This is a genomic window from Nesterenkonia sp. HG001 (genome assembly GCF_034438835.1).
GTDB classification, from domain to species: Bacteria; Actinomycetota; Actinomycetes; order Actinomycetales; family Micrococcaceae; genus Nesterenkonia; species Nesterenkonia xinjiangensis.
In genome coordinates this window covers 77,757-103,945 of the sequence record NZ_JAOSZD010000001.1, presented here as the reverse complement: position 1 = coordinate 103,945, position 26,189 = coordinate 77,757, and the positions used below count along the sequence as shown (strand labels likewise).

22 protein-coding genes are annotated in these 26,189 nt (G+C 68.2%); 21 read left to right on the top strand and 1 reads right to left on the bottom strand.

The genetic code is table 11. The annotated features are described in order from the left end of the window. Positions 1–163: 163 nt before the first annotated feature. The 6 genes from ODE13_RS00435 to ODE13_RS00410 all read left to right on the top strand — a co-directional run bounded on the left by ODE13_RS00435 (position 164) and on the right by ODE13_RS00410 (position 7,498). Positions 164–1,669 carry a GuaB1 family IMP dehydrogenase-related protein gene (locus ODE13_RS00435; RefSeq protein WP_322477500.1) on the top strand — a complete coding sequence of 502 codons (1,506 nt, stop codon included), beginning with the start codon at positions 164–166 and terminating at the stop codon, positions 1,667–1,669. A gap of 250 nt (positions 1,670–1,919) precedes the next feature. Then, the gene (locus ODE13_RS00430) at positions 1,920–3,326 is read left to right on the top strand and encodes a hemolysin family protein (protein WP_322477499.1); all 1,407 of its coding nucleotides are present in this window, start codon (positions 1,920–1,922) and stop codon (positions 3,324–3,326) included. Next, positions 3,323–4,399, top strand: a complete 1,077-nt coding sequence (locus ODE13_RS00425; RefSeq protein ID WP_179542466.1) for a hemolysin family protein — start codon at positions 3,323–3,325, stop codon at positions 4,397–4,399. The genes ODE13_RS00430 and ODE13_RS00425 overlap by 4 nt, the downstream gene beginning before the upstream one ends. A 144-nt stretch (positions 4,400–4,543) precedes the next feature. After that, positions 4,544–5,545, top strand: coding sequence for a metal ABC transporter solute-binding protein, Zn/Mn family (locus ODE13_RS00420; protein WP_322477498.1), 1,002 nt, complete (start codon positions 4,544–4,546; stop codon positions 5,543–5,545). Next, positions 5,538–6,524: a metal ABC transporter ATP-binding protein gene (locus ODE13_RS00415; RefSeq protein ID WP_416210489.1), complete on the top strand. Its 987-nt coding sequence runs from the start codon at positions 5,538–5,540 to the stop codon at positions 6,522–6,524. Before ODE13_RS00420 ends, ODE13_RS00415 begins: the two co-directional genes overlap by 8 nt. Then, on the top strand, positions 6,521–7,498 hold the full coding sequence (locus ODE13_RS00410; RefSeq protein ID WP_322477497.1) for a metal ABC transporter permease: 978 nt from the start codon (positions 6,521–6,523) through the stop codon (positions 7,496–7,498). Before ODE13_RS00415 ends, ODE13_RS00410 begins: the two co-directional genes overlap by 4 nt. A gap of 16 nt (positions 7,499–7,514) precedes the next feature. Here ODE13_RS00410 and ODE13_RS00405 read toward each other — a convergent pair whose 3' ends face one another. Then, positions 7,515–7,949, bottom strand: coding sequence for a transcriptional repressor (locus tag ODE13_RS00405; protein WP_179542469.1), 435 nt, complete (start codon positions 7,947–7,949; stop codon positions 7,515–7,517). 244 nt (positions 7,950–8,193) lie between these two features. Between ODE13_RS00405 and ODE13_RS00400 the strand changes: the two genes are divergently transcribed. The 15 genes from ODE13_RS00400 to mmsB all read left to right on the top strand — a co-directional run bounded on the left by ODE13_RS00400 (position 8,194) and on the right by mmsB (position 26,175). Beyond that, complete coding sequence (locus tag ODE13_RS00400) at positions 8,194–9,435, top strand: extracellular solute-binding protein (RefSeq protein WP_322477496.1); 1,242 nt, start codon at positions 8,194–8,196, stop codon at positions 9,433–9,435. Beyond that, entirely contained in the window at positions 9,432–10,388 is a 957-nt protein-coding gene (locus tag ODE13_RS00395) for a sugar ABC transporter permease (protein ID WP_322477495.1), read from the top strand. The genes ODE13_RS00400 and ODE13_RS00395 overlap by 4 nt, the downstream gene beginning before the upstream one ends. Next, complete coding sequence (locus ODE13_RS00390; protein ID WP_246348839.1) at positions 10,381–11,358, top strand: carbohydrate ABC transporter permease; 978 nt, start codon at positions 10,381–10,383, stop codon at positions 11,356–11,358. The genes ODE13_RS00395 and ODE13_RS00390 overlap by 8 nt, the downstream gene beginning before the upstream one ends. Further along, entirely contained in the window at positions 11,355–11,843 is a 489-nt protein-coding gene (locus ODE13_RS00385) for a hypothetical protein (RefSeq protein WP_322477494.1), read from the top strand. The genes ODE13_RS00390 and ODE13_RS00385 overlap by 4 nt, the downstream gene beginning before the upstream one ends. Before the next feature lie 100 nt (positions 11,844–11,943). Further along, a complete protein-coding gene (locus ODE13_RS00380; RefSeq protein WP_322477493.1) occupies positions 11,944–13,470 on the top strand; it encodes an alpha-N-arabinofuranosidase in 1,527 nt (508 codons plus the stop codon). Positions 13,471–13,723: 253 nt separating this feature from the next. Continuing rightward, a complete protein-coding gene (locus tag ODE13_RS00375; protein ID WP_322477492.1) occupies positions 13,724–15,076 on the top strand; it encodes an ABC transporter substrate-binding protein in 1,353 nt (450 codons plus the stop codon). A 145-nt stretch (positions 15,077–15,221) separates the two neighbouring features. Then, positions 15,222–16,403, top strand: a complete 1,182-nt coding sequence (locus ODE13_RS00370; protein WP_322477491.1) for a LacI family DNA-binding transcriptional regulator — start codon at positions 15,222–15,224, stop codon at positions 16,401–16,403. Next, positions 16,400–16,828 (top strand): HIT family protein, encoded by a 429-nt coding sequence (locus tag ODE13_RS00365; RefSeq protein WP_322477490.1) that lies wholly within the window; start codon positions 16,400–16,402, stop codon positions 16,826–16,828. The genes ODE13_RS00370 and ODE13_RS00365 overlap by 4 nt, the downstream gene beginning before the upstream one ends. A gap of 17 nt (positions 16,829–16,845) precedes the next feature. Continuing rightward, positions 16,846–17,871, top strand: a complete 1,026-nt coding sequence (locus tag ODE13_RS00360) for a LacI family DNA-binding transcriptional regulator (RefSeq protein WP_322477489.1) — start codon at positions 16,846–16,848, stop codon at positions 17,869–17,871. A gap of 227 nt (positions 17,872–18,098) precedes the next feature. Next, complete coding sequence (araB, locus tag ODE13_RS00355) at positions 18,099–19,835, top strand: ribulokinase (RefSeq protein WP_322477488.1); 1,737 nt, start codon at positions 18,099–18,101, stop codon at positions 19,833–19,835. Beyond that, positions 19,832–20,551, top strand: a complete 720-nt coding sequence (locus ODE13_RS00350) for an L-ribulose-5-phosphate 4-epimerase (protein ID WP_322477487.1) — start codon at positions 19,832–19,834, stop codon at positions 20,549–20,551. Before araB ends, ODE13_RS00350 begins: the two co-directional genes overlap by 4 nt. Positions 20,552–20,664: 113 nt before the next feature. Then, positions 20,665–22,173 (top strand): L-arabinose isomerase, encoded by a 1,509-nt coding sequence (araA, locus tag ODE13_RS00345; RefSeq protein ID WP_322477486.1) that lies wholly within the window; start codon positions 20,665–20,667, stop codon positions 22,171–22,173. A 72-nt stretch (positions 22,174–22,245) separates the two neighbouring features. Then, positions 22,246–23,403 carry a multiple monosaccharide ABC transporter substrate-binding protein gene (gene chvE / locus ODE13_RS00340; RefSeq protein ID WP_322477485.1) on the top strand — a complete coding sequence of 386 codons (1,158 nt, stop codon included), beginning with the start codon at positions 22,246–22,248 and terminating at the stop codon, positions 23,401–23,403. Positions 23,404–23,437: 34 nt separating this feature from the next. Then, positions 23,438–24,994, top strand: a complete 1,557-nt coding sequence (gene mmsA, locus ODE13_RS00335; protein ID WP_322477484.1) for a multiple monosaccharide ABC transporter ATP-binding protein — start codon at positions 23,438–23,440, stop codon at positions 24,992–24,994. Beyond that, positions 24,994–26,175: a multiple monosaccharide ABC transporter permease gene (gene mmsB / locus ODE13_RS00330; protein WP_179542481.1), complete on the top strand. Its 1,182-nt coding sequence runs from the start codon at positions 24,994–24,996 to the stop codon at positions 26,173–26,175. The genes mmsA and mmsB overlap by 1 nt, the downstream gene beginning before the upstream one ends. Positions 26,176–26,189: the final 14 nt, after the last annotated feature.

Here is a 26,189-nt window from a genome sequence, read left to right as displayed (position 1 = left end):
CGGCTGGCCGGCGACCCTCTCGGTCACCTCGTCCCAGCATAGTGACTTTCCCGACGGGGTCGCCACCGGGCGCGGTATCGTGTCAGATGCCGTGCGACACGTCCTGAGCGGAGGTGTCCCCGCGGCGCGAGCGCCAGACCACGAAGGGCGGACGACCACCCCCATGAAGTTCATCAACGAGCCCACCACCGATCTGACCTATGCGGATGTGTTCCTGATCCCATCCCGGTCCGAGGCGATGTCTCGCATGGAGGTGGACATCTCCGCCGACGACGGCACCGGATCCGCCACTCCGCTGGTGGCGGCCAACATGACCGCCGTGACCGGGCGCCGGATGGTGGAGACCATGGCCCGCCGCGGCGGGCTGGGAGTGCTGCCCCAGGACATCCCGCTGGAGGTCATCCGTCAGGTGGCCGAATGGGTGAAGTCCTGCCACCCGGTCTTCGAGACTCCGTTGAAGGTCGGACCGCAGGACACCCTCCTCGACGTGATCCATCTGCTGGACAAGCGCAACCACCGTTCGGTCTGCGTGGTGGACGAGGACCTCCGGCTGGCCGGGATCGTCAACGCCGAGGACGGGGAGGGCCAAGACCGCTTCTCCTCAGTGGGCTCCGTGATGCGGATGCCCCAGGTGCGGTTCACGACCTCGGAGCTCGGTCTGGAGGAGGATGCGGACGTGCAGGATTCCCAGGTCCTCGATGCGGGGCTGCGACAGGCCTTCCTCGCGATGGACGAGTCCGGCTGCGACTATGCGCCGGTGACCACCGCCGACGGGACCCTGGCGGGGGTGCTCACTCCGCGGGGCGCGCTGCGTTCCACGCTCTTCGCTCCCAACCTCGACGCCTCAGGCCGGCTCAAAGTGGCCGCCGCCGTGGGGATCAACGGTGACGTCGCCAGCAAGACCGAGGGCCTGCTCGACGCCGGAGTGGACGTGCTGGTGGTCGACACCGCCCATGGGCACCAGCGCAAGATGTTCGAGGCGCTGGGCACGGTGCGTCGGGTGGTCGACGCTCGGGGCGAGGACGCGGCCCGCGTACCGGTGGTGGCCGGCAACGTGGTCACGGCCGAGGGCGTGCGTGAGCTGATCCAGGCCGGAGCCGACATCGTCAAGGTCGGGGTCGGTCCGGGCGCGATGTGCACGACCCGGATGATGACGGCGGTCGGCCGGCCGCAGTTCTCCGCCGTCCTCGAGTGTGCAGCCGCAGCCCGAGCGCTGGGGCGGCACATCTGGGCCGACGGAGGCGTCCGGCACCCTCGAGACATCGCCCTCGCGCTGGCCGCCGGCGCCTCCCAGGTCATGGTCGGCTCGTGGTTCGCCGGCACCTTCGAGAGTCCCGGCGACCTCATCACCGAGGCCGACGGGCGTCGCTACAAGGAGAGTTACGGCATGGCCTCCGCCCGCGCGGTGCAGCACCGCACCGCCGGTGAGGACGCCTTCGCCCGGGCGCGGAAAGGGCTCTTCGAGGAGGGCATCTCCTCCTCGAAGATGTACCTGGACCCGCTGTCCCCCGGAGTGGAGGATCTGCTGGACACGATCACCGCCGGGGTGCGCTCGTCGATGACCTATGCCGGGGCCCGCGACCTCGCCCAGTTCCATGAGCGGTCCGTCGCCGGGGTGCAGTCCGCGGCAGGCTACGAGGAGGGCAAGCCGGTGCCCACCACATGGTGATCGCAGGGGCCGCGTCCGGGCTGCCGCGCGGCGCAGTGGTGACCGTCCTCGCCGCGCTGTAGACTGCGAAGCCTTATGGAGTATCGACAACCGGGCTCGCGCCCGATTCTCACTGTTCCTGTTCACCTGCCGGCCCAGTCCGCCCTGATCGGGGCTTCGGCCCACCGATCCGCGAGACCACACCGCCTCCCCGCCCGGACCACGGCTCCGCCGTGTCGCTCCGCGGAGTCGCGGGGGTGCAGCTGACATCGTGGAATGGATTCTCCTGGGCGTCGGACTCCTGCTGATCCTCGGCACCGGATTCTTCGTCGCCGTCGAATTCTCCCTCGTGGCCCTCGACCAGCCCACAGTCCAGCGTGCGATCGACCGCGGCGACCGTCGCGCGATTCCGCTGATGCGTTGTCTGAAGTCGTTGTCCACGCAGCTCTCCAGCTGCCAGCTGGGCATCACGCTGACCACCCTGCTCACCGGATACGTCGCCGAGCCGGCGCTGGGTGCGCTCGTCTCGGGGCCCCTCGAGGCGCTCGGCGTGCCGGACCAGGCCACCGGGGCGGTCTCGCTGACGGTGGCGATGGTCATCGCCACGCTGGTGACCATGCTCATCGGTGAGCTGGTGCCGAAGAACCTCGCCATCGCCGAGGCCTTCCACATCGGTCGCGCCCTCGCCCGCCCGCAGCTGATCTTCACCGCGCTGTTCCGTCCGCTGATCGTCGTGCTCAACGGCTTCTCCAACCAGGTCCTCCACCGTTTCGGCTTGGAGGTCAAGGAGGAGCTCTCCGGGGCCCGGACCCCGGAGGAGCTGTCGTCGATGGTGCGTCGCTCGGCGATGCTCGGCACCCTCGACGAGGGCACCGCCGCGTATCTCGACCGCACCCTGCGGTTCTCCGAGCGCACTGCCGCCGATGTCATGACGCCGCGGCCACGGATGATCACCGTCGAGGCCGAGGCTCCGCTGACCGAGCTGATCGACGTCGCCCGCCGGACCGGCCACTCGCGTTTCCCCGTGCTGGGGGAGTCGGTGGACGAGGTCCGCGGGGTCGCACACCTGAAGAAGGCGGTGGCCGTCCCGCGTGCCAAGCGGGAGGGCCTCGTGGCCGCCACCGTGATGAGCGAGATCACCCGGATCCCCGAGACCATCCATCTCGACGCGCTGCTCTCCGTGCTGCGAGAGGCGCCGCTGCAGGTGGCGGTGGTGGTCGACGAGTATGGCGGCACCGCCGGAGTGGTCACGCTGGAGGACCTCATCGAAGAGATCGTCGGAGAGGTCGCCGACGAGCACGATCGGCTCACCCCCGGAGTGCTCCAGGCCGCGAGCGGAGACTGGTACTTCCCGGGGCTCCTGCGCCCTGACGAGATCAACGCCCAGATCTTGGAGCTGGACATCCCGGAGGATTCCGCCTACGAGACCGTGGCCGGCTTCCTGCTGGACCGGCTGGGCCGGATCGCCGCCGTCGGCGACGAGGTCGAGGTCCAGGGCGGCCTGCTGGCAGTGGTCGGCGTCGACGGCCGGCGCATCGACAGGGTCCGTTTCACCCCGGATCCTGAGGCGCGCCGTCTCGCCGCGGAGGCCGCCGCAGCGCGGGCGCATCGCGCCGCGGCGGAACGTGCGGAGCACATCCGCGCCGCCGCAGACCGCAATGGGGGTGAGCACCGATGATGGCCGATGTGATGGGCATCGTCTGGCTCGTCGTGCTGCTGGCCGGCAACGCCTTCTTCGTGGCGGGTGAGTTCGCCGTCATGAGCGCCCGGCGAAGTCAGATCGAGCCGAAGGCCGAGGCGGGCTCCACCGCCGCTCGCACCGCGCTCTACGCCATGGAGCATGTCTCCCAGATGCTGGCGATCGCCCAGCTGGGCATCACCGTGTGCTCGCTGCTGATCCTGCAGGTCTCCGAGCCGGCGATCCACCATCTGCTCACCGAGCCGCTGACCATGGTCGGGCTGAACGCCACAGCAGCCTCGGTCACCGCCTTCCTGGTGGCGCTGGCGCTGGTCTCGTTCCTGCACGTCACGCTCGGCGAGATGGTGCCGAAGAACTTCGCCGTCTCGGTGGCCGATCGGGCTGTGCTGATGCTGGCGCCGCCGATGGTCGTGCTCTACAAGGTCCTGAAGCCTGTCATCCTGCTGCTCAACCATGCGGCCAATGCGGTGCTCCGGCTCTTCCGCGTCACACCCCGCGACGAGGTGGTCTCGACCTTCACCCTGGAGGAGATGCAGTCCATCGTGGCGGAGTCCACCCGTGGCGGCACCGTGCACGACGACGCAGGGGTGATCGCCGGGGCGCTGGAGTTCGGTGATTACACCGCCGACTCGGTGATGGTGCCGGTGGAGGACGTCGTCACGGTCCCGGGCGGCGTCACCCCGAGACAGGTGGAGAAGGCCGTGGGCCGCACCGGTTTCTCACGCTTCGTCGTCCTGGACGAGGAGGGGGCGCTGGCCGGCTATGTCCATCTGAAGGATGTGATGAGCCTGCCGGAGTCCCAGGTCGGTGAGCCGATCCCGGTCACCGCGGTGCGCTCGCTGGGCAACATGGCCTGCGAGGACGAGATCGAGGACTGTCTGGCGCAGATGCAGCGCACCGGCTCCCACCTGGCCCGTGTGATCGATGCAGAGGGGGTGACGCGCGGGATCCTCTTCCTCGAGGATGTCCTGGAGGTCCTCGTGGGGGAGATCCACGATGCCACGCAGGCGCAGGACTCGCGTCGGCGTCATCGGGTCGGGGAGGAGGCCTGAGTCCCTCTGTGTGCTGTGGGCAGGATCATGCGGATCATCTGCAGATGAGATTTGTTCGCAACAACGAGCAGGCGTACGCTGTAACCCGCCTCGGGCATGGACGCGCCCGAGAGACTCGCCACCGTACATCAGAAGGACCACACCATGTCCGAGATCGCTCTCACTCCTGCTGGACCTGCCGCCGACTCCCGTAAGGGGACCGGCCGTCGGCCACCGTGGGTGCGGGCTCTCGGACTGTTGGGGGCCCTCGGGCTGGGCCTGACGGCCTGTGGCGAGGGAGAGGCCGGCGCAAGGGAGGACGCCGGGGCGGTCGACGGCGAGGACACCGGCCTGGTCATCGTCGCCTCCACCGATGTCTACGCGGATCTCGCCGAGAAGATCGTGGGTGACACCGCTGAGGTGGATGCGATGGTCGACAACCCGGCGATGGACCCGCACTCCTACGAGGCCACCCCGCAGGACCGTCTGCTCATCGAGCAGGCCGACGTGGTGATCGCCAACGGCGGCGGCTATGACCCGTTCATCACGCGCCTGGCCTCGTCGGCGGACAAGGATGACCTCGTCTTCCAGATCCTCGATGGGGAGAACCACCATTCGCACGAGTGGACGGGCAGCTATGAGAACGAACACGTCTGGTACGACCTCGCTCTGATGGCTGACTTCGCCCACGAGTTCGGCGAGCACATGGGCGAGCTCGCCCCGGAGAACGCGGACCTCTACACGGAGAGCGCGGAGCAGCTGGCCGGGCAGATCGAGGACCTCGACGAGCGCAACCGCGCCCTGGACGCTGAAGGCCTCGCCTACCTGGCCACCGAGCCGGTCTCCCAGTTCCTGCTGCTCGACGCCGGCTTCGAGGACCTCACGGAGGAGCAGTTCCTGGCAGCGGTGGAGCATGGCGACGATGTCGCTCCCCGGCTCTATCAGGACGCCCTGGACATCGCCACGAGCGATGACATCGACATGCTGGCCTACAACGAGCAGACTGAGACAAACCAGTCCCAGCAGATCCGCCAAGCCGCTGAGGACGCCGGCGTCCCGGTCCTGGAGTTCTCCGAGACGCTCCCTGAAGACACCGACGACTTCCTCGAGTGGATGGATCGCAACATCGACGAGGTCGAAGAGATCGTGGAGGCTGGACGTGGTTGATCCCGGTGCGAGCCCGGCGGTGCTGTCACTGGACGGAGCCGGGATCGCCTTCCATGGGCGCAGGCTGTGGGAGGGGGTCGACCTTGACCTCTCCGCCGGCGAGTTCCTCGCCGTGCTCGGCCCCAACGGAGCCGGGAAGTCCACCCTGCTGAAGGTCCTTCTCGGACTGCAGCGGCTCAGCTGGGGCGAGGTCCGCGTGGCCGGGCGTCCGGTGCGCCGCGGCAGCAGCACGGTCGGCTACATCCCCCAGCAGCATGCCATGCCGGCGGAGACCCCGCTGCGCGCACGGGATCTGGTGGCCCTGGGGCTGGACGGGCACCGCTACGGCTTCCGGCTGCGGCCGCGCGCGCAGCGGCGCGAAGTGGACCGGCTCCTCGAGCAGGTGGGCGCCACGGAGTATGCGGAGATGCCGGTGGGGCTCCTCTCAGGGGGCGAGCAGCAGCGCCTGCGGGCCGCCCAGGCACTGGCCTCCGATCCGGCGGTGCTGCTCTGCGACGAGCCGCTGCACTCCCTGGACCTGCATCATCAGCAGGCCATCACCGATCTCATCCAGAGGCAGGCCACCGAGCGTGGTTCGGCCGTCGTCTTCGTCACCCATGAGATCAACCCGGTCATCGAACACGTGGACCGGGTGCTCTACCTTGCGCGGGGTCAGCACCGGATCGGCCCGACTCGTGAGGTCATGCGTTCCGAGGTGCTCAGCGAGCTCTATGGCGCCCCGATCGACGTGATCGAGCATCGTGGCCGACTCGTGGTCATGTCCCATCACCTGGAGGGGCATCACTGCGCACCCGGACACGGAGGGTCGGGGGACGCCGCCCATGGGCCTGAGGCGCAGGCGCGGGCCCCGGAGGACCCCCGGGCCGGGGTCGGCCCGCACGTCCACGACGACGACCATGAGCCCCACGGCCATGCCTCATCCCGGCATGTTGGGCGGGAACAGGCGCCCGAGGGGCGTCGGATGGGAGCTCCCCGATGATCGAGCAGATCACGTCCTCATTCAGCGTGGACGGCTACTGGGAGCTGTTCTCCCTGGTCCGGAACTCCGTGATCGCCGCCGCCGCCCTCGGCCTGATGGGAGGGGTCATCGGTGTGCTCATCATGCTCCGCCGCACGGCGCTGGTCGTGCACGGCATCGCTGAGATCTCCTTCGCAGGTGCGGCCCTGTTCCTGCTGATCGGCCTCGACGTCGTGCTCGGTTCGGCGATGGGCGCCGTGGGGGCGGCGCTGCTGATCGGTGTGCTCAGCCTCAAGGACAAGGACACCAGCGCGGTCACCGGCGTGCTCATGCCGTTCGGCCTGGGGCTGGGGATCCTCTTCCTCTCGCTGTACCAAGGCCGCTCGGCGAACCGCTTCGGGCTGCTGACCGGGCAGATCGTCGGAGTGGACGACATGCAGACGCGCACTCTGGTCACGGGCGCCCTGGTGATCACGGCGCTGCTGGCCGTCGTCTGGCGGCCGATGCTGTTCTCCTCCATCGACCCGCAGCTCGCTCAGGCCCGCGGTGTCCCCGTCAACGCATTGTCCCTGGTGTTCATGGTGCTGCTCGGCGTGGCGGTGGCGATGTCCGTGCAGGTGGTGGGCGCGCTGCTGGTGCTCTCCCTGGTGGTCGTCCCGGCCGCGGCGGCGCTGAAGGTGACGGCCCGGCCGGTGATGGCGGTGGGCCTGTCCATGATCTTCGCGCTGATCTCCTCGGTGGGCGGCATCATGCTGGCGATCACCGGGCAGATCCCGATCAGCCCCTACATCACCACGATCTCGTTCCTCATCTACCTGGTCTGCCTGCTCATCGGCCGCGGCCGGCGGCTGCGGCGTCAGGAGCAGGCGGCGCAGGTGATGGCCGGCCCCGAGGGTGGGTCTGTCCGTGGTGTGCAGGAGCTGGACCACAGGTCTTCGGAGGCGTCCGTGGACCCCGAGGCTCAGGGCGCCCAGCGTCGGCGGGCGAAAGTCTGATACGCCGCACGCCCGGTCAGGACGCGTCGCGCAGGCGTGCCGCGCAGGCTTCGCAGAGGCCGAAGATCTCCAGGGTGTGCTGCACGTCGGTGAACCGGTGCTCGGCGGCGAGCTCCTCGGTCCACTGCTCGATGTCCGGGGCTGCGAACTCCACAGTCAGCCCGCATCCGCGGCACACCAGGTGATGGTGGTGCTCTTCGCGAGCGCAGAGGCGGAAGATCGCCTCGGTGTCGTCGGGACGCAGCACGTCGACCAGGCCCTCCTCCTGATGCGACTGGAGGATGCGGTACACGGTGGCCAGCGAGACCTTCTCGCCGCGTCCCTCGAGGATGCGGTGCAGGTCCTGAGCACTGACGAAGTCCTCCAACGAGCTCAGCGCGGCCCACACAGCTCGCTTCTGGCGCGTGGAGCGCCCGCGCACCGGGGGCGTGGCGGTGTTCTCAGCAGTCACAGGTCTGGTCCTCCCTGCGCAGAGATGGGCTCTGGCATCACTCCAGCGTAACAGCGCCGCGCCTCCGACAGTCCCCGTCTGCGGCGGGCAGAGGTGCGTCCGGGTGGCCGCTGCCGCCGGCTCCTGACCGTGACCTCGACCGTGCCTCTGACCGCCGGAGTCTCCCTCATCCCTTGACGGGGAACTGCCTCTCGAGTACTTTATCGATAAATCAGTGTGACCCAGACAACACTCGGAGGCGAACATGAGATCACGGTCCCAGCTGGCCGGACTCGCCGCAGCAGCCCTGGTGCTGCCGCTGGCGGCCTGTGGAGAGGGGGGAGGTGAGGAGCCTCTCCAGTTCTGGAACCTGCTGAGCGGGGACGACGGCCGGTTCATGCAGCAGATCGTCGACGACTACAACGACACCGATCCGGAGATTCCCGTCTCCTTCCAGCCCGCCCCGCGAGACGACATGTACATGCGGATGTACTCGGTGGCGCGTGCCGGCTCCGACATCCCCGACGTCGTCCTGGCCCACAATCTGGTGATCGCCGAACTGGCGACCAATGAGATCCTCACCCCCGTCGAGCCCCTCATGAGTGAGCAGTCGGAGCTGCGGCAGGAGAACTACCTCGACGCCGCCTGGGAGGCAGGGGTCTACGACGGCGCCCAATGGGGCATTCCGCTCGACCTCCATGGGCTGGTCACTTATTACAACGTTGCACTAGTGGAGGAGCTCAGCCTGGAGCACATCCTCGACGACGGCATCGTCACCGTCGATGAGCTCCTCGAGCTGGAGGACGAGCTTCCGGACGACCTCTACGCCACCACCGCCTGGTTCATGCCCGGTCTCATCTACAACTGGCAGTACAACGTGGGCGACGGCGTGGGAGGGGCCGCCGAGGACATCGACTTCGGCGGCGACAGCTACGTGGAGTCCTTCGAAGCGGTCAAGGCGCTGCAGGAGTCCGGTCTGATGGCTCCCGAGGACTCCGATGCGGCACAGGTCTTCCGCAGCGGACGTTCCGTCTTCCACCCGTCGGGCACCTGGGAGATCAGCGCGCAGGACGAGGTCGAGGGCCTGGAATGGGATCTCACGCACAGCATGCAGCTCGATGCGGAGAATGCGGTGAACCAGTTTGAGTCCCACTCCTTCGTGCAGATGGCCGATGAGGACCGCGATCCCGAGCGGGACCGGGCGGTCGCGGACTTCCTGGAGTTCGTGCGCACCAACTCGTTGCACTGGGCAGAGGCCGGCCAGATCGTCGCCAGCCGTGACACCTATGACAGCGACGCGTATGCGGAGTACCCGCAGTCCTTCTTCACCCAGCCTGAGAACGAGGGGCTGCTGGTGACGGACAACTTCGAGTTCGCCCCGTACGTGGGGGAGGCGCTCTGGGATGAGGCTCAGAACGTGACGTTCGGCCGGTACAGCATCGAGCAGGCCGTCGAACGGATGAACTCGTCCACCCAGGCCCGGATCGAGATGGTGGAGGCGCCATGAGCACCAGCACGACTGCACGCCGCGAGGCGCGGGCCCGCACTCGTCGGGCCCCCTCGTCGTCGGGGAGGCTTCCGCAGGGGCTGCGCGCCTGGCTGCGTGCGCTCCCGTTCATGGGGCCGCACCTGGTCCTCTTCGCCGTCTTCGGGCTCATCCCGGCAGTCTTCGGCATCTACGTGGCCTTCACGCAGTGGAACCTCGTCGGAGATCCGGAGTTCATCGGGCTGGACAACTTCCGGGTGCTCTTCGACACGGACCACGCCTTTCACCGGATCTTCATCAACGGCCTGTGGAACACCATCCTGTTCGTGGTCATCGGTGTCCCGCTGCTCATCGGAGTGCCTCTGGTGCTGGCGGTGCTGCTGTCCCGGAAGGACCTGCGCGCGGCGAACGTCTTCCAGGGCATCTTCTTCGTCCCCGGCCTGATCTCGGTCTCGGCGGGTGCGATCGCCTGGAACCTGGTGTTCAACCGAGAGTTCGGGCCGGTGAACCACTATCTGGGCACCGACATCAGCTTCACCACCACCCAGCCCTGGGCCTGGGGGACGATCTTCGTGCTGACCATCTGGGCGGGCATCGGAGGCAACCTCATCATCTACCGCTCGGCGATCTCCGCGGTGCCCCAGGAGCTCTACGAGGTCGCCTCCATCGACGGGGCCGGCGCCGCGCGATCCTTCATCAACGTCACCCTTCCATCGATCCGCCTTCCGCTGCTCTACACCACGGTGATGACGACGACCGCGTCGTTCAACGTCTTCGCCCAGCCCCTCATGCTCACCAACGGCGGTCCCGCCGACAGCACCACGGTGCTGATGATGGAGGTCCGTGATCTGGCATTCGGAGGCGGGCCCTCCATCGCCGGTGTCGCCTCCGCCATGGCCGTGCTCCTCGGCCTGGTGCTCATGGCCATCTCCGCGATCCAGTTCTTCATCATGTACAGGAGGACCGATGTCTGACACAGCCGTCATCGAGACCGACCAGAGGGCCCCGGGCCGAGGCGGCGCCGACGGCGTTCCCGGCCACCCCTTCCCCGGCGCACAGGGCGGCGGGCGAGGCCGGCGCCGCAGGATCCCCGGGGGCAGTCCGATGCGTTCCCGGATCGCGCTGATCATCACCTATGTGGTGCTCGCCGCCCTGGCGCTGATCTGGCTGCTGCCGGTGGTTTTCTCCCTGTCCACCTCGTTCAAGTCGCCCACCGAGTTCGCCTTCGAGGCCTTCCGGATGCTTCCGGCCCAGTGGGTGGCGGACAACTACATCGCTCTGCTCAACGACGTCGCCGGCTATCCGGTGCTGCGGTGGTTCTGGAACTCCATGTTCATCTCCACGATGCACGCCACGCTGACCGTGGTGGTGGTGTCCATCGCAGGCTACGGCTACTCGCGACTGGACTTCCCCGGCAAGGACACCCTGTTCTTCACCCTGCTGGCGATCTCCCTGTTCCCCGTCATCGCGAACCTCATCCCGCTCTACGAGATCGTCGCGCGGCTGGGCTGGGTCAACTCGCCCTGGGCGATGATCGTGCCGGGCCTCGCCGGAGTGGCGAGCATCTTCCTGGTGCGCGCCTTCATGGCGGGGATCCCCAAGGAGATGGACGACGCCGCCCGCATCGACGGGGCCGGAGACTTCCAGATCTTCTTCCGGATCGTGCTGCCGCTGATCCGGCCCATCCTCATCGTGATCTTCCTGTTCGCCTTCACCGGATCCTGGAACGACTTCCTGTGGCCGTTGATCGTGTTCAACGACGTCGAGCAGATGCCGATCACCGCAGGGCTCCAGCTGCTGCAGAACATGCTGGGGGCCTATGACAGCATCGGTCAGCTCATGGCCTCGGCGGTGCTGGCGATGATCCCGACCCTGGTGCTGTTCCTGGTGGCGCAGAAGTACTTCGTCAGCTCCTTGAGCATGTCCTCCGGGATCAAGGGATGACCGTGATGGTTCCCGGCCAGGCCCGGCGCCCCACTCGCCCCACCGGCTCCGCCCGGCCCCCGCGCCGGCGGGCCGAGCGGGCGCTGCTGTTCATCGCGGCCGGTTGGAACGCCGTGCTGGCGGTGATCACCCTGTTCCCGTTCCAGTATTGGTTCGCCTCCAGCGGGTACCAGGGACTCGAGGAGGCCGATGCCCTGGGCTCGGCCTCGATGGTCACCGAGGTGGCCGCCGTGGTGCGGACCTACGGGATCGCCGTGCTGGTCGGCGCGCTGCTGACCGCGGTCATCGCCTGGCGGCTGAAGATCGGTCACAGCCGAGCTGTCACCTGGTGGCTGGTCGCCTGCGTGGTGGGCACGTTCATCACCCGTGACGTGGTCAGCGTGCTGCTGTTCAGCGTGTGCCTGGCCGTCTACCTCTCCCGATCCCGGGCTCTGCGCCTCCATGCCGAGGCTGAGGCGGCACGGGCCCGCGAGGCGCCTGCCTGACGCGCCGCCTCGCATGCTGCCGCCCGGCCCGCCTGCGGGCGCGCATCCCCAGTCCACCGTCGGGCGTCCGCGTCCTAGCCTTCCGAGATCAAGGAGATCCATGAACCCCGCCCCTGCCCTGACCGCCGTCGTCGACATCGACGTCCCAGGCCCCACGATCAGTCGTCACCTCTACGGCCACTTCGCCGAACATCTCGGCCGGTGCATCTACGACGGGTTCTGGGTCGGTGAGGACTCCGAGATCGAGAACATCGGTGGCATCCGGGCCGACGTGGTGGAGGCGCTCCGTTCCATCGCCATCCCCAATCTGCGCTGGCCCGGCGGCTGCTTCGCCGATGAGTACCACTGGACCGACGGTGTCGGCCCCCGCGATGAGCGCCCTCGGATGGTCAACACCCACTGGGGTGACGTCGAGGAGAACAACCACTTCGGCACCCACGAGTTCATGGCACTGTGCGAGCTGCTGGACGCCGAGCCCTACATCTCCGGCAACGTCGGCTCCGGCACCGTGAAGGAGACCAGCGACTGGGTGGAGTACCTCACCCGCGCAGGCGACTCACCGATGGCGCGCCGGCGCGCTGAGAACGGGCGTCGGGAGCCCTGGTCGGTGAAGTTCTTCGGCGTGGGCAATGAGCCCTGGGGCTGCGGCGGCAACCTGACCGCCCAGCAGTTCAGCACCCTGGCCCGCCAGCACGCCACCTATGCGCGGAACCACGGGGAGAACAGCCTCTACCGCATCGCTGCTGGGGGATCCGAGGACGACTATGTCTGGACCGAGGTGCTGATGAAGCAACTCACCCGCGGACTGCAGGATCCCTCGCCCAGCGACCTCTACCAGGCGATCTCCTTCCACTGCTACACGATGTCCGGGTCCTGGATGGACAAGGGTTCTGCCACGGAGTTCAGTGAGGAGGAATACTGGACGACCCTGGCTCGGGCGGAGCGCGTCGGCGAGATCCTGGCCGGACATGTTGCGGTCATGGACGCCTACGACCCTGCCAAGAAGGTGGGACTCGTGCTGGACGAATGGGGGACGTGGTGGAACGTCGAGCCCGGCACCAACCCGGGCTTCCTGCATCAGCAGAACACTCTGCGCGACGCGTTGGTCGCCGCGGTGCACTTCGACGCGTTCCATGCCCATGCGGATCGGCTGCGGCTGGCCAACATCGCCCAGACTGTCAACGTGCTGCAGTCGATGCTCCTCACTGACGGGCGTCGGCTGATCCTGACGCCCACCTACCACGTCTTCGCGATGAGCGTGGGGCATCACGACGCACGCCGTCTGCCGGTCAACCCGGTGCGGGCCGGTGCGGTCCATGAGGCCGACGGGCGTGAGGTCTCCACGGTGAAGGTCTCCGCCTCCACCAAGGACGGGACCGTGACGATCACCGCGGCCAATCTGGATCCGACCTCCTCCGCTGTGATCGAGCTGCACCTGCGTGGTGGTGACGGTGGGGTGATCACCGGGGCGCAGGTGCTGACCTCGGCCGACCCGCGGGACCACAACACCGCGGAGGACCTGGACCGTGTCGCACCCGTCCCGTTCGAGGGGGCGGTCTGGGACGGTGGCCTGTTGAGGCTGGACCTGCCGGCGGCGAGTTTCGTGAGCCTGCAGCTGAGCGCCTGAGCCGAGCCTGCCGCGGCCGCTCGCACCCGTGCAGAGGGAGGGTGTTGACCGGAATGAATCGATACAACTACTGTATCGATACAGGATGTGAACTGCATCACATTGTGCGGGCTCGGCGACAGCCGCCGTTCCCGACATCGAACGGCCCGTGAGGCACTGCACCGGCCGCGCGCCTGAGAGCACACCGCACGTGCTCGTCTGACCTCGGACGGACCGCCCCCGGACCGTCCGTGACACTGAAGGGGAGAACACCATGACCACCACCACGACCACACCTCCGAGCAGAAGCAGCCGCACCGCGCCGCACGGGTCCAGGGCACCTCGACGGCTGGGGCGATGGGCCCGGCTCACCGCGGCAGGCTGCGTCGGCGTCGTCGCCCTCACCGCCTGCGGCAACGGCGGAGGGGGAGGCGGAGGCGAGGACGACGACGTCACCCTGCGCTTCGCCTGGTGGGGTGCGGAGCATCGCAACGCGCTCACCGAGGAGCTCGGGGAGCTCTACGAGGAGCAGAACCCCCACGTGACGATCTCCACGGAGTACACCGACTGGGAGGGGTACTGGGACCAGCTGGCGACGCAGTCCGCCGGAGGAGACGCTCCGGACGTCGTCCAGATGGACGACACCTATCTGCGGGAGTATGCGGACCGGGGCGCGCTGCTTCCCATGGATGAGCTCGACACCTCCGGCTTCGAGTCCGAGGTCGTGGACAACGGCACCACCGACGACGGCCTGATGGGCATCACTACGGGCGTCAACACCATGACCGTGCTGGCGAACCCGGATCTCTTCGCAGAGGCGGGACTCGAGATTCCGGACGACACCACCTGGACCTGGGAGGACTACGCGGACCTCACCGAGGAGCTCAACGAGACGCTCGGGGACGGCCTCTGGGGTGACGGCGGAGTCCCGCAGACCGTGGACCTGCAGATCTGGCTGCGCCAGCAGGGCAAGAACCTCACCACGGATGACGGCGAGCTCGGATTCACCGTGGAGGACGCCGAAGAGTACCTGGAGTTCCAGCTCGAGCTGCTGGAGCGCGGTTCCTATCCCTCGGCCTCGCTGATGCAGGAGGAGTCCAACGCCGCACCCGGTGAGTCGATCTTCGAGCAGGGTGAGCAGGCCATCGGTCGGTGGTGGAGCAACATGGTGCCAGGACTTTCCGACGTCGCCGAGACGGACTTCGAGATGCTGCGCTACCCCTCCATGAGCGGCAGCAGCGTCGACAACGGCCTGTGGTTCAAGGCCACCATGATGTTCTCGATCACCTCGCAGACCCAGCATCCGGAGGAGGCCCAGGCCTTCGTGGACTTCCTGGTCAACTCGGAGGAGGCCGCTGAGATCACCGGCATGGACCGGGGGCTGCCGGCCAACGAGGACGCCCGTGAGGTGGTGCTCGCCCAGCTGGAGGGCCAGGATGCGGCCGTGGCCGAGTTCATCGAGGAGGTCGAGGATGAGATCGGTGAGGCGGAGCCCGTGCCGGCCCTGGGCTTCTCGGGCCTCCAGGACATCGCCTACCGCTTCTGCGAGGAGATCTTCTTCGGGCGGCTCGACCCGGCGGAGGCCGCCGAGCGCATGCACGCAGAGATGGAGAGCGAGATCCAGTGATCCGCTGAGCCGATCATCGCTGGAACAGAAAATGAACAGGGTCGGATCGGCGCCGGGGCCCCGCCTGTTGCTAGCATGCGACAGGCGGGACCCTCGTCACCGGACGAGGTCTCGCGACGGTGGTGACGTGGAGGAGGCGCACTCGGTGAGCACGGTGAGGATGAGCGATGTCGCGCGGGCGGCGGGGGTCTCCACGATGACTGTCTCCAACGTGGTCAACGATCGTCCCGGCGTCAGCGCCGAAGTGCGACGCCGGGTGCTCCGGCAGCTCGCGGACTCCGGCTATCGGATGAACGTCTCCGCGCGGAACCTGCGCTCCGGCCACAGCGGTGTCATCGGTCTGGCGGTCCCCGGCCACGACGTCCCGTACTTCGGATCGCTGGCCATGCACATCGCCCGCGAGGCCGATCAGCGAGGCTACCGGGTCGCCGTGGAGCAGACGGGCGCCCAGGAGGCCGGCGAGGTGGCCGCCATCCAGTTCTCCCGCGCGATGGACTACGACGGACTCATCCTCAGCATCGTGGGCATGGACCTGGAGAAGCTCGAGGTCGCCCCGACCTTCCCCATCGTCCTGCTCGGCGAACGGGAGAATCCCACCGCCGCGGACCATGTCAGCATGGCCAACCGGGAGGGCTCCCGGGCCGCCGTCGAGCACCTGCGCGAGCAGGGCGCCCGACGCATCGCCTTCATCGGAGGCCCCGACACCCCTGACCAGACCATCCACAGCCTGCGACTGGGCGGCTATCGCAGTGCTCTCGAGCAGGCCGGGCTCGGCGTCGACCCTGCGTTGCTCTTCGACGCGTCCGAGGTGACGATGGAGTCCGGACGTCGGGCGGGACATCGGCTCGCCCGAGAGATCCGCTCCGCCCGGCAGGAGGGACGGCCGGCGCCGGACGCGGCCTTCGCCATCACCGACACCGTGGCCTTCGGCGCTCTGCGCGGCCTGGCCGACCATGGGCTGACCGTTCCCGAGGACCTCCTGCTGGTCGGTTTCGACGACATTCCGGAGGCCGCATTCATGGTGCCCGCGCTCAGCTCGGTGGCTCCGGACCTGGCCTGGACCGCCCGCCGGGCCGTGGAGCTGCTCCTGGAGCGCATCGGGGCCTCCGGCCGGCCTGGCGGCGCCGAGTCTCGGCAGGTGCGGGAGGAGACCATCCCGTGGTCGCTGGAGGTGCGAGAGTCCTCCACCCCGGTACGATCGCAGCAGGGGTCCGTGCCGGTCCCAGGCGCCGAGCACACGGAGGGCTCTGCGATGGCCGAACAGGACGCCTTCCTCGTCGCGCAGACCCCGCCATCGTCGTCCACTTCGACAGGAGACGCATCATGAGCACCGTGTTCACCAAGATCATCGACGGCGAGCTGCCCGGCCGATTCGTCTGGCAGGACGAGGTCTGCGTGGGCTTCCTGAGCATCGCCCCGCTGGCCTATGGGCATGTCCTGGTGGTGCCGCGCCAGGAGATCGACCGCTGGACCGATGCCGAAGGGGAACTGGTCGCCCATCTGATGCGCGTGGCCCATCGGATCGGCAAGGCCCAGGTGGAGACCTTCGGCTCAGCCCGTGCGGGCCTGACCATCGCCGGTTTCGAGGTCGATCACCTCCACGTCCACGTCTGGCCCTCCGACTCCATGGCGGACCACGACTTCGCCCGGGCGATCGCTGATCCGGACCCGCAGACCATGGACGAGTCAGCGGAGAGGCTGCGCGTGGCGCTGCGCCTGATGGGCGATGCCGACACCGTGCCGGCCGGCTGAACGAGACCACGGTGGCGATGACCTCCCGACAGCCCGTGGGACGTGCTCCCTCGATGGTCGACGTCGCCCAGGTCGCAGGAGTCTCGCACCAGACGGTCTCTCGGGTGCTGAACGCCCCCGACGCCGTCCGTCCGGAGACCCGTGAGCGGGTCGAGCAGGCCATGCGCGGCCTCGGCTACCGGCGCAACAGCACCGCCCGGGCGCTGAAGACCCGGCAGACCGGCCTGATCGGCGTGGTCAGCCCCGGAGACTCGACCTTCGGGCCGAGCCGGATGACGATGGCCATCGAGGAGGCGGCACGCGAGACGGGCTATGCCACCGCGTTGAGCGTGGTCCGGGAACCGGGGCCCAAGACGGTCGACGACGCGCTGGAGTTCTTCCTGGACCGGGGCATCGACGGCATCGTGGTCATCGCACCCGTGGTGGCGATGGTCGAGGCCGCTCGTCAGATCTCCCGCAGCGTGCCGGTGGTGGTGCTCGCCTCCGTCGCTGAGCCGTCCGCAGAGATGCAGGTGGTCGGCATCGATCAGATCGAGGGCGCGCGTCGGGCGGTGCGGCATCTGCATCGGTCCGGGCGGCGACGCATCGCCCACGTCTGCGGGCCGGAGGACTACCTCGACGCCCAGGGGCGCATCGTCGGCTGGCGTGAGGAGCTGCAGGACGCCGGGCTGCCGGTCGCGCCGCTGGCGCGGGCCGGAGGATGGGCCGCCGCTGACGGGCACGCCGCGGCCAGGCGGCTCCTGGCGGAGCAGTCTGCGCACGGCCCTGCCGGGGGAGATCTCCCGGACGCCGTCTTCGCGGCCAACGACTATCTGGCTCTGGGCATCATCCAGGCCGCCCGGGGAGCGGGCCTGCGCGTCCCCGAGGATCTTGCTGTGGTGGGCTTCGACGACGTCGACGGCGCGGACTTCTTCTCCCCTCCGCTCACCACGGTGCGGCAGCCCTTCGAAGAGGCCGGAGCGGCGGCGATGGCCGCCCTGTTCGGAGGCGAGGGAGTGGACTCGCCCATCCAGCCGCAGCTGGTGGTGCGGAGCTCCGCCTGAGCAGTCGCGGGCGCCCTCCCGGCCAGCCCGGGTCGCTGCGCTCTGCTGCTCAGCCGGGCCCTTCCCTCGCAGGCACTTCCCGCTTCATCATGGGGTGGCATGGACCACATAGGGATGTTAACGTTAACATGATCGTGTCCGGTATCACAGGGGCGGAACCGCCCTCCGGCGGTCGGTCAGGCCTCGGGCCGCGCGCCGCCTCTCGACCTTGAAGGAGCTCGTTCCCGATGACCTCTCCCGACGCCGTGGTGATCGGTGTCGACTTCGGCACCCTCTCCGGCCGCGCCCTCGTGGTGCGCGTGTCCGATGGGGCCGAGCTCGGCACCGCCGTCCAGGAGTACCGCCACGCAGTGATGGACTCCACGCTCACAGCCCACCAGGGCGAGCCGCTGCCGCCGGACTGGGCGCTGCAGCTGCCGGCCGACTACGTCGACGTGCTCAAGAACGCCGTGCCCGCAGCGCTTGAGGCCGCAGGCGTCTCCGCTGATCAGGTCATCGGCATCGGCACCGACTTCACCGCCTGCACCATGGTGCCCACGACTGCCGACGGCACCCCGCTGAACGAGCTGCCGACGTTCGCCGACCGTCCGCATTCCTATGCGAAGCTCTGGAAGCACCATGCCGCACAGGGCCAGGCTGACCGTATCAACGCCCTGGCCCACTCCCGCGGTGAGGCCTGGATCAACCGCTACGGCGGCTTCATCTCTTCCGAATGGGAGTTCGCCAAAGGTCTGCAGATCCTCGAGGAGGACCCGGAGGTCTATGCGGCGATCGACCACTGGGTGGAGGCCGCCGACTGGATCGTCTGGCAGCTGACCGGCCGCTACGTCCGCAACGCCTGCACCGCCGGCTACAAGGGCATCTATCAGGACGGCGCCTACCCCTCGAAGGACTTCTTGGCGGCGCTGAACCCGGGCTTCGAAGGGTTCGTCGAGGACAAGCTCGACCATGAGATCGGGCAGCTCGGAGACCGCGCCGGGGCACTCTCGGCCGAGGCCGCCGCGTGGACCGGACTGCCGGAGGGCATCGCCGTGGCCGTGGGCAACGTCGATGCCCACGTGACCGCACCGGCCGCAGACGCCGTCGAGTCCGGCCAGATGGTGGCCATCATGGGGACCTCCACCTGTCATGTGATGAACGCCGACGTGCTCGCCGAGGTCCCGGGCATGTGCGGGGTCGTCGACGGCGGGATCCTGGCCGGCGCCTGGGGCTATGAGGCCGGTCAGTCCGGAGTCGGGGACATCTTCGCCTGGTACGTGCAGAATCAGGTGCCCGACGCCTACGCCGAGGAGGCCGCCTCCCGAGGGCTGAGCCTGCACGAGCTGCTCACCGAGAAGGCTGAGACCCAGCCGGTCGGTGCTCACGGACTGGTGGCCCTGGACTGGCACTCCGGCAACCGCTCCGTGCTGGTCGACCATGAGCTCTCCGGGCTCATCGTGGGCCTCACCCTGAGCACCAGGCCTGAGGACGTCTACCGGGCGCTGGTCGAAGCCACCGCCTTCGGCACCCGCACCATCATCGAGGCCTTCGACGCCTCCGGGGTTCCGGTCCGTGAGCTGGTCGTCGCCGGCGGCCTGCTGAAGAACCGATTCCTGATGCAGCTCTACTCGGACATCACCAAGCTGCCGATCTCCACGATCACCTCGGATCAGGGCCCCGCGCTCGGCTCGGCCATCCACGCCGCTGTCGCCGCCGGCACCTATCCGGACGTGCGCAGCGCGGCCCCGGTGATGGGCGGGCGCGTCGTCGAGGCCTACACGCCTGACCCCGCGGCCGCGAAGGCCTACGACGCGCTCTTCGCAGAGTACCGGGCGCTGCATGACCACTTCGGGCGGGGCGGCGACGACATCATGCGTCGGCTCAAGCGAATCCGTCGTGAGGCGCACGCCGCCCAGGGCGCCGGCAGCACCGCGACCGACGCCGACGTCGCGGTCTCCGCCCAGACCCAGGAGGCTCGCGCATGATCCGGCTCTCCGACCTGCCTTCCGACGTCCAGGAGTCCGTGGCCCGCACCCGGGACAAGGTGGCGGCACTCCACGCCGAGCTGCCGCGCAACGAGCTGGTCGTCTGGACCGCCGGCAACGTGTCAGAGCGGGTCCAGATCTCGCCTCACGCCGACGGAGTCCCGAGTCTGTTCGTCATCAAGCCCTCTGGCGTCTCCTACGACGAGCTCGCCGCAGAGAACATGGTGGTCTGCACCCTCGACGGGGAGAAGATCGAGGACGGGACTCCGGATCGGCTCAGGCCGTCCTCCGACACCGCCGCCCACGCCTATGTGTACCGCCACATGGACGGCGTCGGGGGAGTGGTGCACACCCACTCGACCTACGCCACCGCCTGGGCGGCGCGATCCGAGGCGATCCCCTGCGTGCTGACCATGATGGCCGACGAGTTCGGCGGGGACATCCCCGTCGGGCCCTTCGCCCTGATCGGCGACGACTCCATCGGCCGCGGCATCGTCGAGACTTTGCGCGGGTCCCGCTCGCCGGCGGTGCTGATGGCTCAGCACGGCCCCTTCACGATCGGCGCGGACGCGAAGGCCGCGGTGAAGGCCGCCGTGATGTGCGAGGAGGTCGCCCGCACGGTGCACTTCGCACGCGCCTACGGCGAGCCTCCGCGCATCGATCAGGAGCAGATCGACTCGCTGTTCGACCGCTACCAGAACGTCTACGGGCAGTAGACCGACGACGTCGCCCCTCGAGCGTCCCGCAGGGCGGGTGCTGACCGCCTCGCCTCCACTCGACTCCTCGTCCCTCGACCCCACATCGCTGCACTCTTCAGGAGAACCCACCCATGGCATCCCCCTTCACCGGCAAGACGATCTGGTTCCTCACCGGCTCCCAGGACCTCTACGGCGAGGAGACCCTTCGTCAGGTCGCCGAACAGTCCCAGCGCGTGGCCTCCACGCTGGACGCGGCCGAGGACATCCCGGTCACCGTCCAATGGAAGCCCGTGCTCAAGGAACGTGACGCCATCCGCCGCGCGGCGCTGGAGGCCAACTCCGATCCTGACTGTCTCGGAGTGATCGTCTGGATGCACACGTTCTCACCGGCGAAGATGTGGATCCAGGGCCTGGACGCGCTGGACGTCCCGTTGCTGCACCTGCACACGCAGGCCGACGCCGCGCTGCCCTGGGCGGAGATCGACATGGACTTCATGAATCTCAACCAGGCCGCCCACGGCGACCGGGAGTTCGCCTACATCGCCACCCGGATGGCCACCCCGCGCAAGACCGTGGTCGGGCACGCATCGGATCCGCGGGTCACCCGCCGTGTCGGCATCTGGACGCGTGCGGCGGCAGGCTGGGATGCGCTGCGGAACCTGAAGCTGGCCCGCTTCGGCGACAACATGCGCAACGTCGCCGTCACCGAGGGGGACAAGACGGAGGCCGAGATCCGACTCGGCGTCTCGGTGAACACCTGGGCGGTGAACGACCTCGTCGAGCGGGTGGACGCCGTCGAGCAGTCGCAGGTGGACGCTCTGCTGGCAGAGTACGACGAGCTCTACGACGTCGCCGAGGATCTCCGCGTCGGCGGCGGGCGCCGTGAGTCGCTGGCCTACGCCGCGCGTCAGGAGGCCGGGATGCGCTCCTTCCTCGAGGAGGGCGGCTTCGGGGCCTTCACCACGAACTTCGAGGACCTCGGGGGCCTGCGCCAGCTGCCAGGGCTGGCCGTGCAGCGCCTCATGGCGGCCGGGTACGGGTTCGGCGCCGAAGGCGACTGGAAGACCGCCCTGTTGGTGCGCGCGGCCAAGGTGATGGGCCACGGCCTGCCCGGGGGCGCTTCGCTGATGGAGGACTACACCTATGAGATGACTCCGGGGGAGGAGAAGATCCTCGGGGCCCACATGCTGGAGATCTGCCCGAGCCTCACCAGTGCGAAGCCGCGGGTCGAGGTCCATCCCCTGGGCATCGGGGACCGCGAGGACCCGGTGCGGATGGTCTTCGACACGGACCCCGGGGAGGGTGTCGTCGTCGCCATGGCGGATCTGCGTGAGCGCTTCCGTTTCACCGCCAATGTCGTCGACATCGTCGAGCCGGAGGCCGATCTGCCGAACCTGCCCGTGGCCCGGGCAGTGTGGGAGCCGCGCCCGGACTTCGCCACCTCGGCGGAGTGCTGGCTGACCGCCGGGGCCGCCCACCACACGGTGCTCACCACCGCTCTCGGTCTGGAGGTCTTCGAGGACCTCGCCGAGATCGCGGCCATGGAGCTGGCGGTCATCGATGAGAGCGTGACCACGCGGACCTTCGCCAAGGAGCTGCGGTGGAACGCGGCGTACCACCGCCTCGCCCAGGGGCTGTGATAGACATCACCCAGGATGTTCGACGTCGGACACTCACACCATGCGCCCTGGAGGCGCTCTGAAGGAGGAGACATGCGTTCCACACTCACCACCGTCCTCGGGGCCGGCGCGGCCCTGACGTTGCTGCTCACCGCCTGTGAGGGAGAGGGAGCCGGGACCGGGGACGGCGCCGGAGGCGACGGCGACGCCGCTCCGGAGGACATGACCATCGGTGTGGCGATGCCCACCCAGACCTACGAGCGCTGGCTGCAGGACGGCGGCAGCATCGAGCAGGGGCTGGAGGACCTGGGCTACGGGGTCGACCTGCAGTATGCCGACGACGACATCCCCACCCAGTCCCAGCAGATCGACCAGATGATCACCCAGGGAGTCGACGCGCTGATCGTCGCCTCCATCGACGGCTCGGCGCTGACCAGCCAGCTCGACGCCGCCGCCGCGGCCGACATCCCGGTGATCGCCTATGACCGTCTGCTCACCAACTCTGCGGATGTGGACTTCTACGTCACCTTCGACAACTACGAGGTCGGGGTGAACCAGGCGAAGTCGCTGCTCTACGGCCTCGGTGTGCTGGACGAGAGCTTCGAGGACTCCGACGACGCCCCGGAGGGTCCGCTGAACATCGAGCTGTTCGCCGGCTCGCTCGACGACAACAACTCCCATCTGTTCTGGCAGGGCGCGATCGAGACCCTCGAGCCCTATCTGGAGGACGGCACCCTGGAGGTCCCCTCCGGGCAGGACAGCATCGAGCAGGCGGCCATCCAGCGGTGGGAGCAGGAGACCGCCCAGGAGCGCATGGAGAATCTGCTGACCAGCCATTACAGCGGGGACGACGAGCTGGACGGTGTGCTCGCCCCGGCCGACCCGCTCTCCCGAGGCATCATCACCGCGCTGCGCAACGACGGCTGGGGCCCGAGCATCGAGGACGGCATGCCGATCGTCACCGGTCAGGACGCGGAGATCGCCTCGATCTCGCTGATCGACCAGGGCATCCAGCACTCCACGATCTTCAAGGACACCCGCCTGCTGGCCGATGAGGCGGTGCGTGCCGCGGAGGCCTACCTGCAGGGCGAGGAGCCGGAGGCCAACGACACCGAGACCTACGACAACGGTGAGATCGTGGTCCCCTCCTTCCTGCTCGAGGTGGAGATGGTGCTGCAGGACAACTACGAGGAGATCCTCGTCGACTCCGGCTACTACACCGAGGAGCAGGTCGAGTCCGGCCAGCTGTGAGGGACCGGTTCCAGGAGGATGACGAGGAGGACCCATGACAGTCAGGACCGCTGTGGAGGACCCGATCCTCCAGATGCTCTCGATCACCAAGCGTTTCCCCGGCGTCGTCGCACTCTCGGAGGTCTCGCTGACCGTCGAGAGAGGTGCGATCCATGCGATCTGCGGGGAGAACGGCGCGGGCAAGTCCACGCTGATGAAGGTGCTCTCCGGTGTGTACCCGGCCGGCGGCTACGAGGGCGAGATCCGCTTCGAGGGGGAGGCGGTGTCCTTCAGCGGGATCAACGACTCCGAGGAACACGGAATCGTGATCATCCATCAGGAGCTCGCGCTGGTGCCCCACCTCTCGGTGGCGGAGAACATCTTCCTCGGCAACGAGCAGGCCACCGCCGGGATCATCGACTGGCATGAGACCAACGTCCGTGCGGTCGAGCTCATGGACAAGGTCGGGCTGCACGAGAATCCGGTCACCCCGGTCGGAACCCTCGGGGTCGGCAAGCAGCAGCTCATCGAGATCGCCAAGGCCCTGTCGAAGAACGTCAAGCTGCTGATCCTCGACGAGCCCACCGCTGCGCTGAACGACGACGACTCCGCCCATCTGCTCGGGCTCATCCGTGACCTCCGCGAGGAAGGCGTCACCTGCATCATCATCTCCCACAAGCTGGGAGAGATCGCCGCGGTCGCCGACGCCACCACCGTCATCCGTGACGGTTCCACGATCGAGACGATCGAGATGCACGACGGCGCCACGGCGGAGCAGACCACGGCCCGGATCATCCGGGGGATGGTCGGCCGCGATATGGAGCACATGTATCCGGAGCGGGACGTGGAGATCGGTGAGGAGATCCTCCGCATCGAGGACTGGCACGTCACCCACCCGAACCAGCCGGACCGGGTCGTCGTCGACGGCGCCTCGCTGCATGTCCGGGCGGGGGAAGTGGTGGGCATCGCCGGCCTGATGGGTGCCGGGCGCACGGAGCTGGCGATGAGCGTCTTCGGGCGCTCCTGGGGCCGGGACATCCGCGGCACCGTCTCCATGCACGGCACTCCGGTGCGGATGCGGAACGTGTCCGACGCCATCGAGCACGGCATCGCCTATGTGAGCGAGGACCGGAAGCAGTACGGGCTGAACCTCATCGAGGACGTCCGGATCAACATCACGTCCGCCGGGCTGAAGAAGCTGGCACCGGCAGGCTGGGTGAACGCCAACGAGGAGATCGCCGTCGCGGAACGCTACCGGAGCTCGCTGAACATCAAGGCCCCCTCGGTGCTCTCCATCGTGGAGAAGCTCTCCGGGGGCAACCAGCAGAAGGTGGTGCTCAGCAAGTGGCTCTACACCGAGCCCGAGCTGCTGATACTGGACGAGCCCACTCGCGGCATCGACGTCGGCGCGAAGTTCGAGATCTACTCGATCATCAATGAGCTCGCCGCCGCGGGGAAGGCGATCCTGGTGATCTCCTCCGAACTCCCCGAGGTGCTGGGACTCTGCGATCGCATCTACACGCTCTCGGCCGGCCGCATCACCGGCGAGGTGGACGCGGCCGAGGCCACCCAGGAGGGGCTGATGGAACTCATGACCAAGGAGAGTGACTGATGGCCGGCACGTCCAATCTGCGCGAGCTGCTCACCCGCAACCTGCGGCAGAGCGGCATCTACATCGCCTTCGTCTTCATCGTCCTGCTGTTCACCGTCCTCACCGGAGGCACGCTGCTCAGCCCGGGGAACCTGACCAACCTGGTGCTGCAGTACTCCTACATCCTGATCCTGGCCATCGGCATGGTGATGATCATCGTGGCGGGACACATCGACCTCTCCGTGGGATCGGTGGTGGCGTTCACGGGCGCGGTCTCGGCGGTGGTCGTGATCAGGGAAGGGATGCCGTGGTGGGTGGGCGTGATCGCTGCGCTGATCACCGGTGTGCTGGTCGGGATCTGGCAGGGCTTCTGGGTGGCGATCGTCGGCATCCCGGCGTTCATCGTCACCCTGGCGGGCATGCTGATATTCCGTGGCCTCACCATGCAGACCCTGGACAACGTCTCGCTGTCCCCGTTCCCCTCGGAATACCAGTACATCGCCGGTGGGTTCCTCAACGGACTGCTCGGCGGACCCGGCTACGACGTCTTCACCCTGTGCATCGGTGCGATCGCGGCAGTGGGCTTCGCCTGGTCCCAGTGGCGGAACCGCATGCGCAAGCTGGAGTACCGCCAGCCGGTGGAGGCCCTCTGGCTGTTCGCCGTGCGGGTCCTGCTGGTCGCCGCGATCATCATGGCCTTCGCCTGGCGGCTGGCCAATGCGCGCGGCACGCCGGTGGTGCTGATCCTGCTGGCGGCTCTGGTGCTGCTCTACGGGTTCATCACGCAGCGGACGGTCTTCGGCCGTCACATCTACGCCATGGGCGGCAACCTCCAGGCGGCCAAGCTCTCCGGGGTGAAGACCCAGCGGGTGAACTTCCTGCTGTTCATCAACATGGGGGTGCTGGCCGCCGTGGCCGGCATCGTCTACTCCGCCCGGTCCAACAGCGCCCAACCCGGCGCCGGGTACATGTTCGAGCTCGATGCGATCGCCGCCGCCTTCATCGGAGGGGCCGCGGTCACCGGAGGTGTCGGCAAGGTCCAGGGTGCGATCATCGGTGGCCTGATCATGGCGGTGATGTCCAACGGCATGCAGATCATGGGCATCGACCAGTCCACGCAGAACGTGGTGCGCGGCGTGGTGCTGGTCCTCGCCGTGGCCTTCGACGTCTGGAACAAGAAGCGGGCCACCGCGGACCGCTGACACCTCGCCCCGGC

Coding starts and splice junctions, on each gene's coding strand:
- ODE13_RS00435 (WP_322477500.1), top strand. CDS start 164: ATGAAGTTCATCAACGAGCCCACCACCGATCTGACCTATGCGGATGTG.
- ODE13_RS00425 (WP_179542466.1), top strand. CDS start 3,323: ATGATGGCCGATGTGATGGGCATCGTCTGGCTCGTCGTGCTGCTGGCC.
- ODE13_RS00420 (WP_322477498.1), top strand. CDS start 4,544: ATGTCCGAGATCGCTCTCACTCCTGCTGGACCTGCCGCCGACTCCCGT.
- ODE13_RS00410 (WP_322477497.1), top strand. CDS start 6,521: ATGATCGAGCAGATCACGTCCTCATTCAGCGTGGACGGCTACTGGGAG.
- ODE13_RS00400 (WP_322477496.1), top strand. CDS start 8,194: ATGAGATCACGGTCCCAGCTGGCCGGACTCGCCGCAGCAGCCCTGGTG.
- ODE13_RS00395 (WP_322477495.1), top strand. CDS start 9,432: ATGAGCACCAGCACGACTGCACGCCGCGAGGCGCGGGCCCGCACTCGT.
- ODE13_RS00390 (WP_246348839.1), top strand. CDS start 10,381: ATGTCTGACACAGCCGTCATCGAGACCGACCAGAGGGCCCCGGGCCGA.
- ODE13_RS00385 (WP_322477494.1), top strand. CDS start 11,355: ATGACCGTGATGGTTCCCGGCCAGGCCCGGCGCCCCACTCGCCCCACC.
- ODE13_RS00380 (WP_322477493.1), top strand. CDS start 11,944: ATGAACCCCGCCCCTGCCCTGACCGCCGTCGTCGACATCGACGTCCCA.
- ODE13_RS00375 (WP_322477492.1), top strand. CDS start 13,724: ATGACCACCACCACGACCACACCTCCGAGCAGAAGCAGCCGCACCGCG.
- ODE13_RS00365 (WP_322477490.1), top strand. CDS start 16,400: ATGAGCACCGTGTTCACCAAGATCATCGACGGCGAGCTGCCCGGCCGA.
- ODE13_RS00360 (WP_322477489.1), top strand. CDS start 16,846: ATGACCTCCCGACAGCCCGTGGGACGTGCTCCCTCGATGGTCGACGTC.
- araB (WP_322477488.1), top strand. CDS start 18,099: ATGACCTCTCCCGACGCCGTGGTGATCGGTGTCGACTTCGGCACCCTC.
- ODE13_RS00350 (WP_322477487.1), top strand. CDS start 19,832: ATGATCCGGCTCTCCGACCTGCCTTCCGACGTCCAGGAGTCCGTGGCC.
- araA (WP_322477486.1), top strand. CDS start 20,665: ATGGCATCCCCCTTCACCGGCAAGACGATCTGGTTCCTCACCGGCTCC.
- chvE (WP_322477485.1), top strand. CDS start 22,246: ATGCGTTCCACACTCACCACCGTCCTCGGGGCCGGCGCGGCCCTGACG.
- mmsA (WP_322477484.1), top strand. CDS start 23,438: ATGACAGTCAGGACCGCTGTGGAGGACCCGATCCTCCAGATGCTCTCG.
- mmsB (WP_179542481.1), top strand. CDS start 24,994: ATGGCCGGCACGTCCAATCTGCGCGAGCTGCTCACCCGCAACCTGCGG.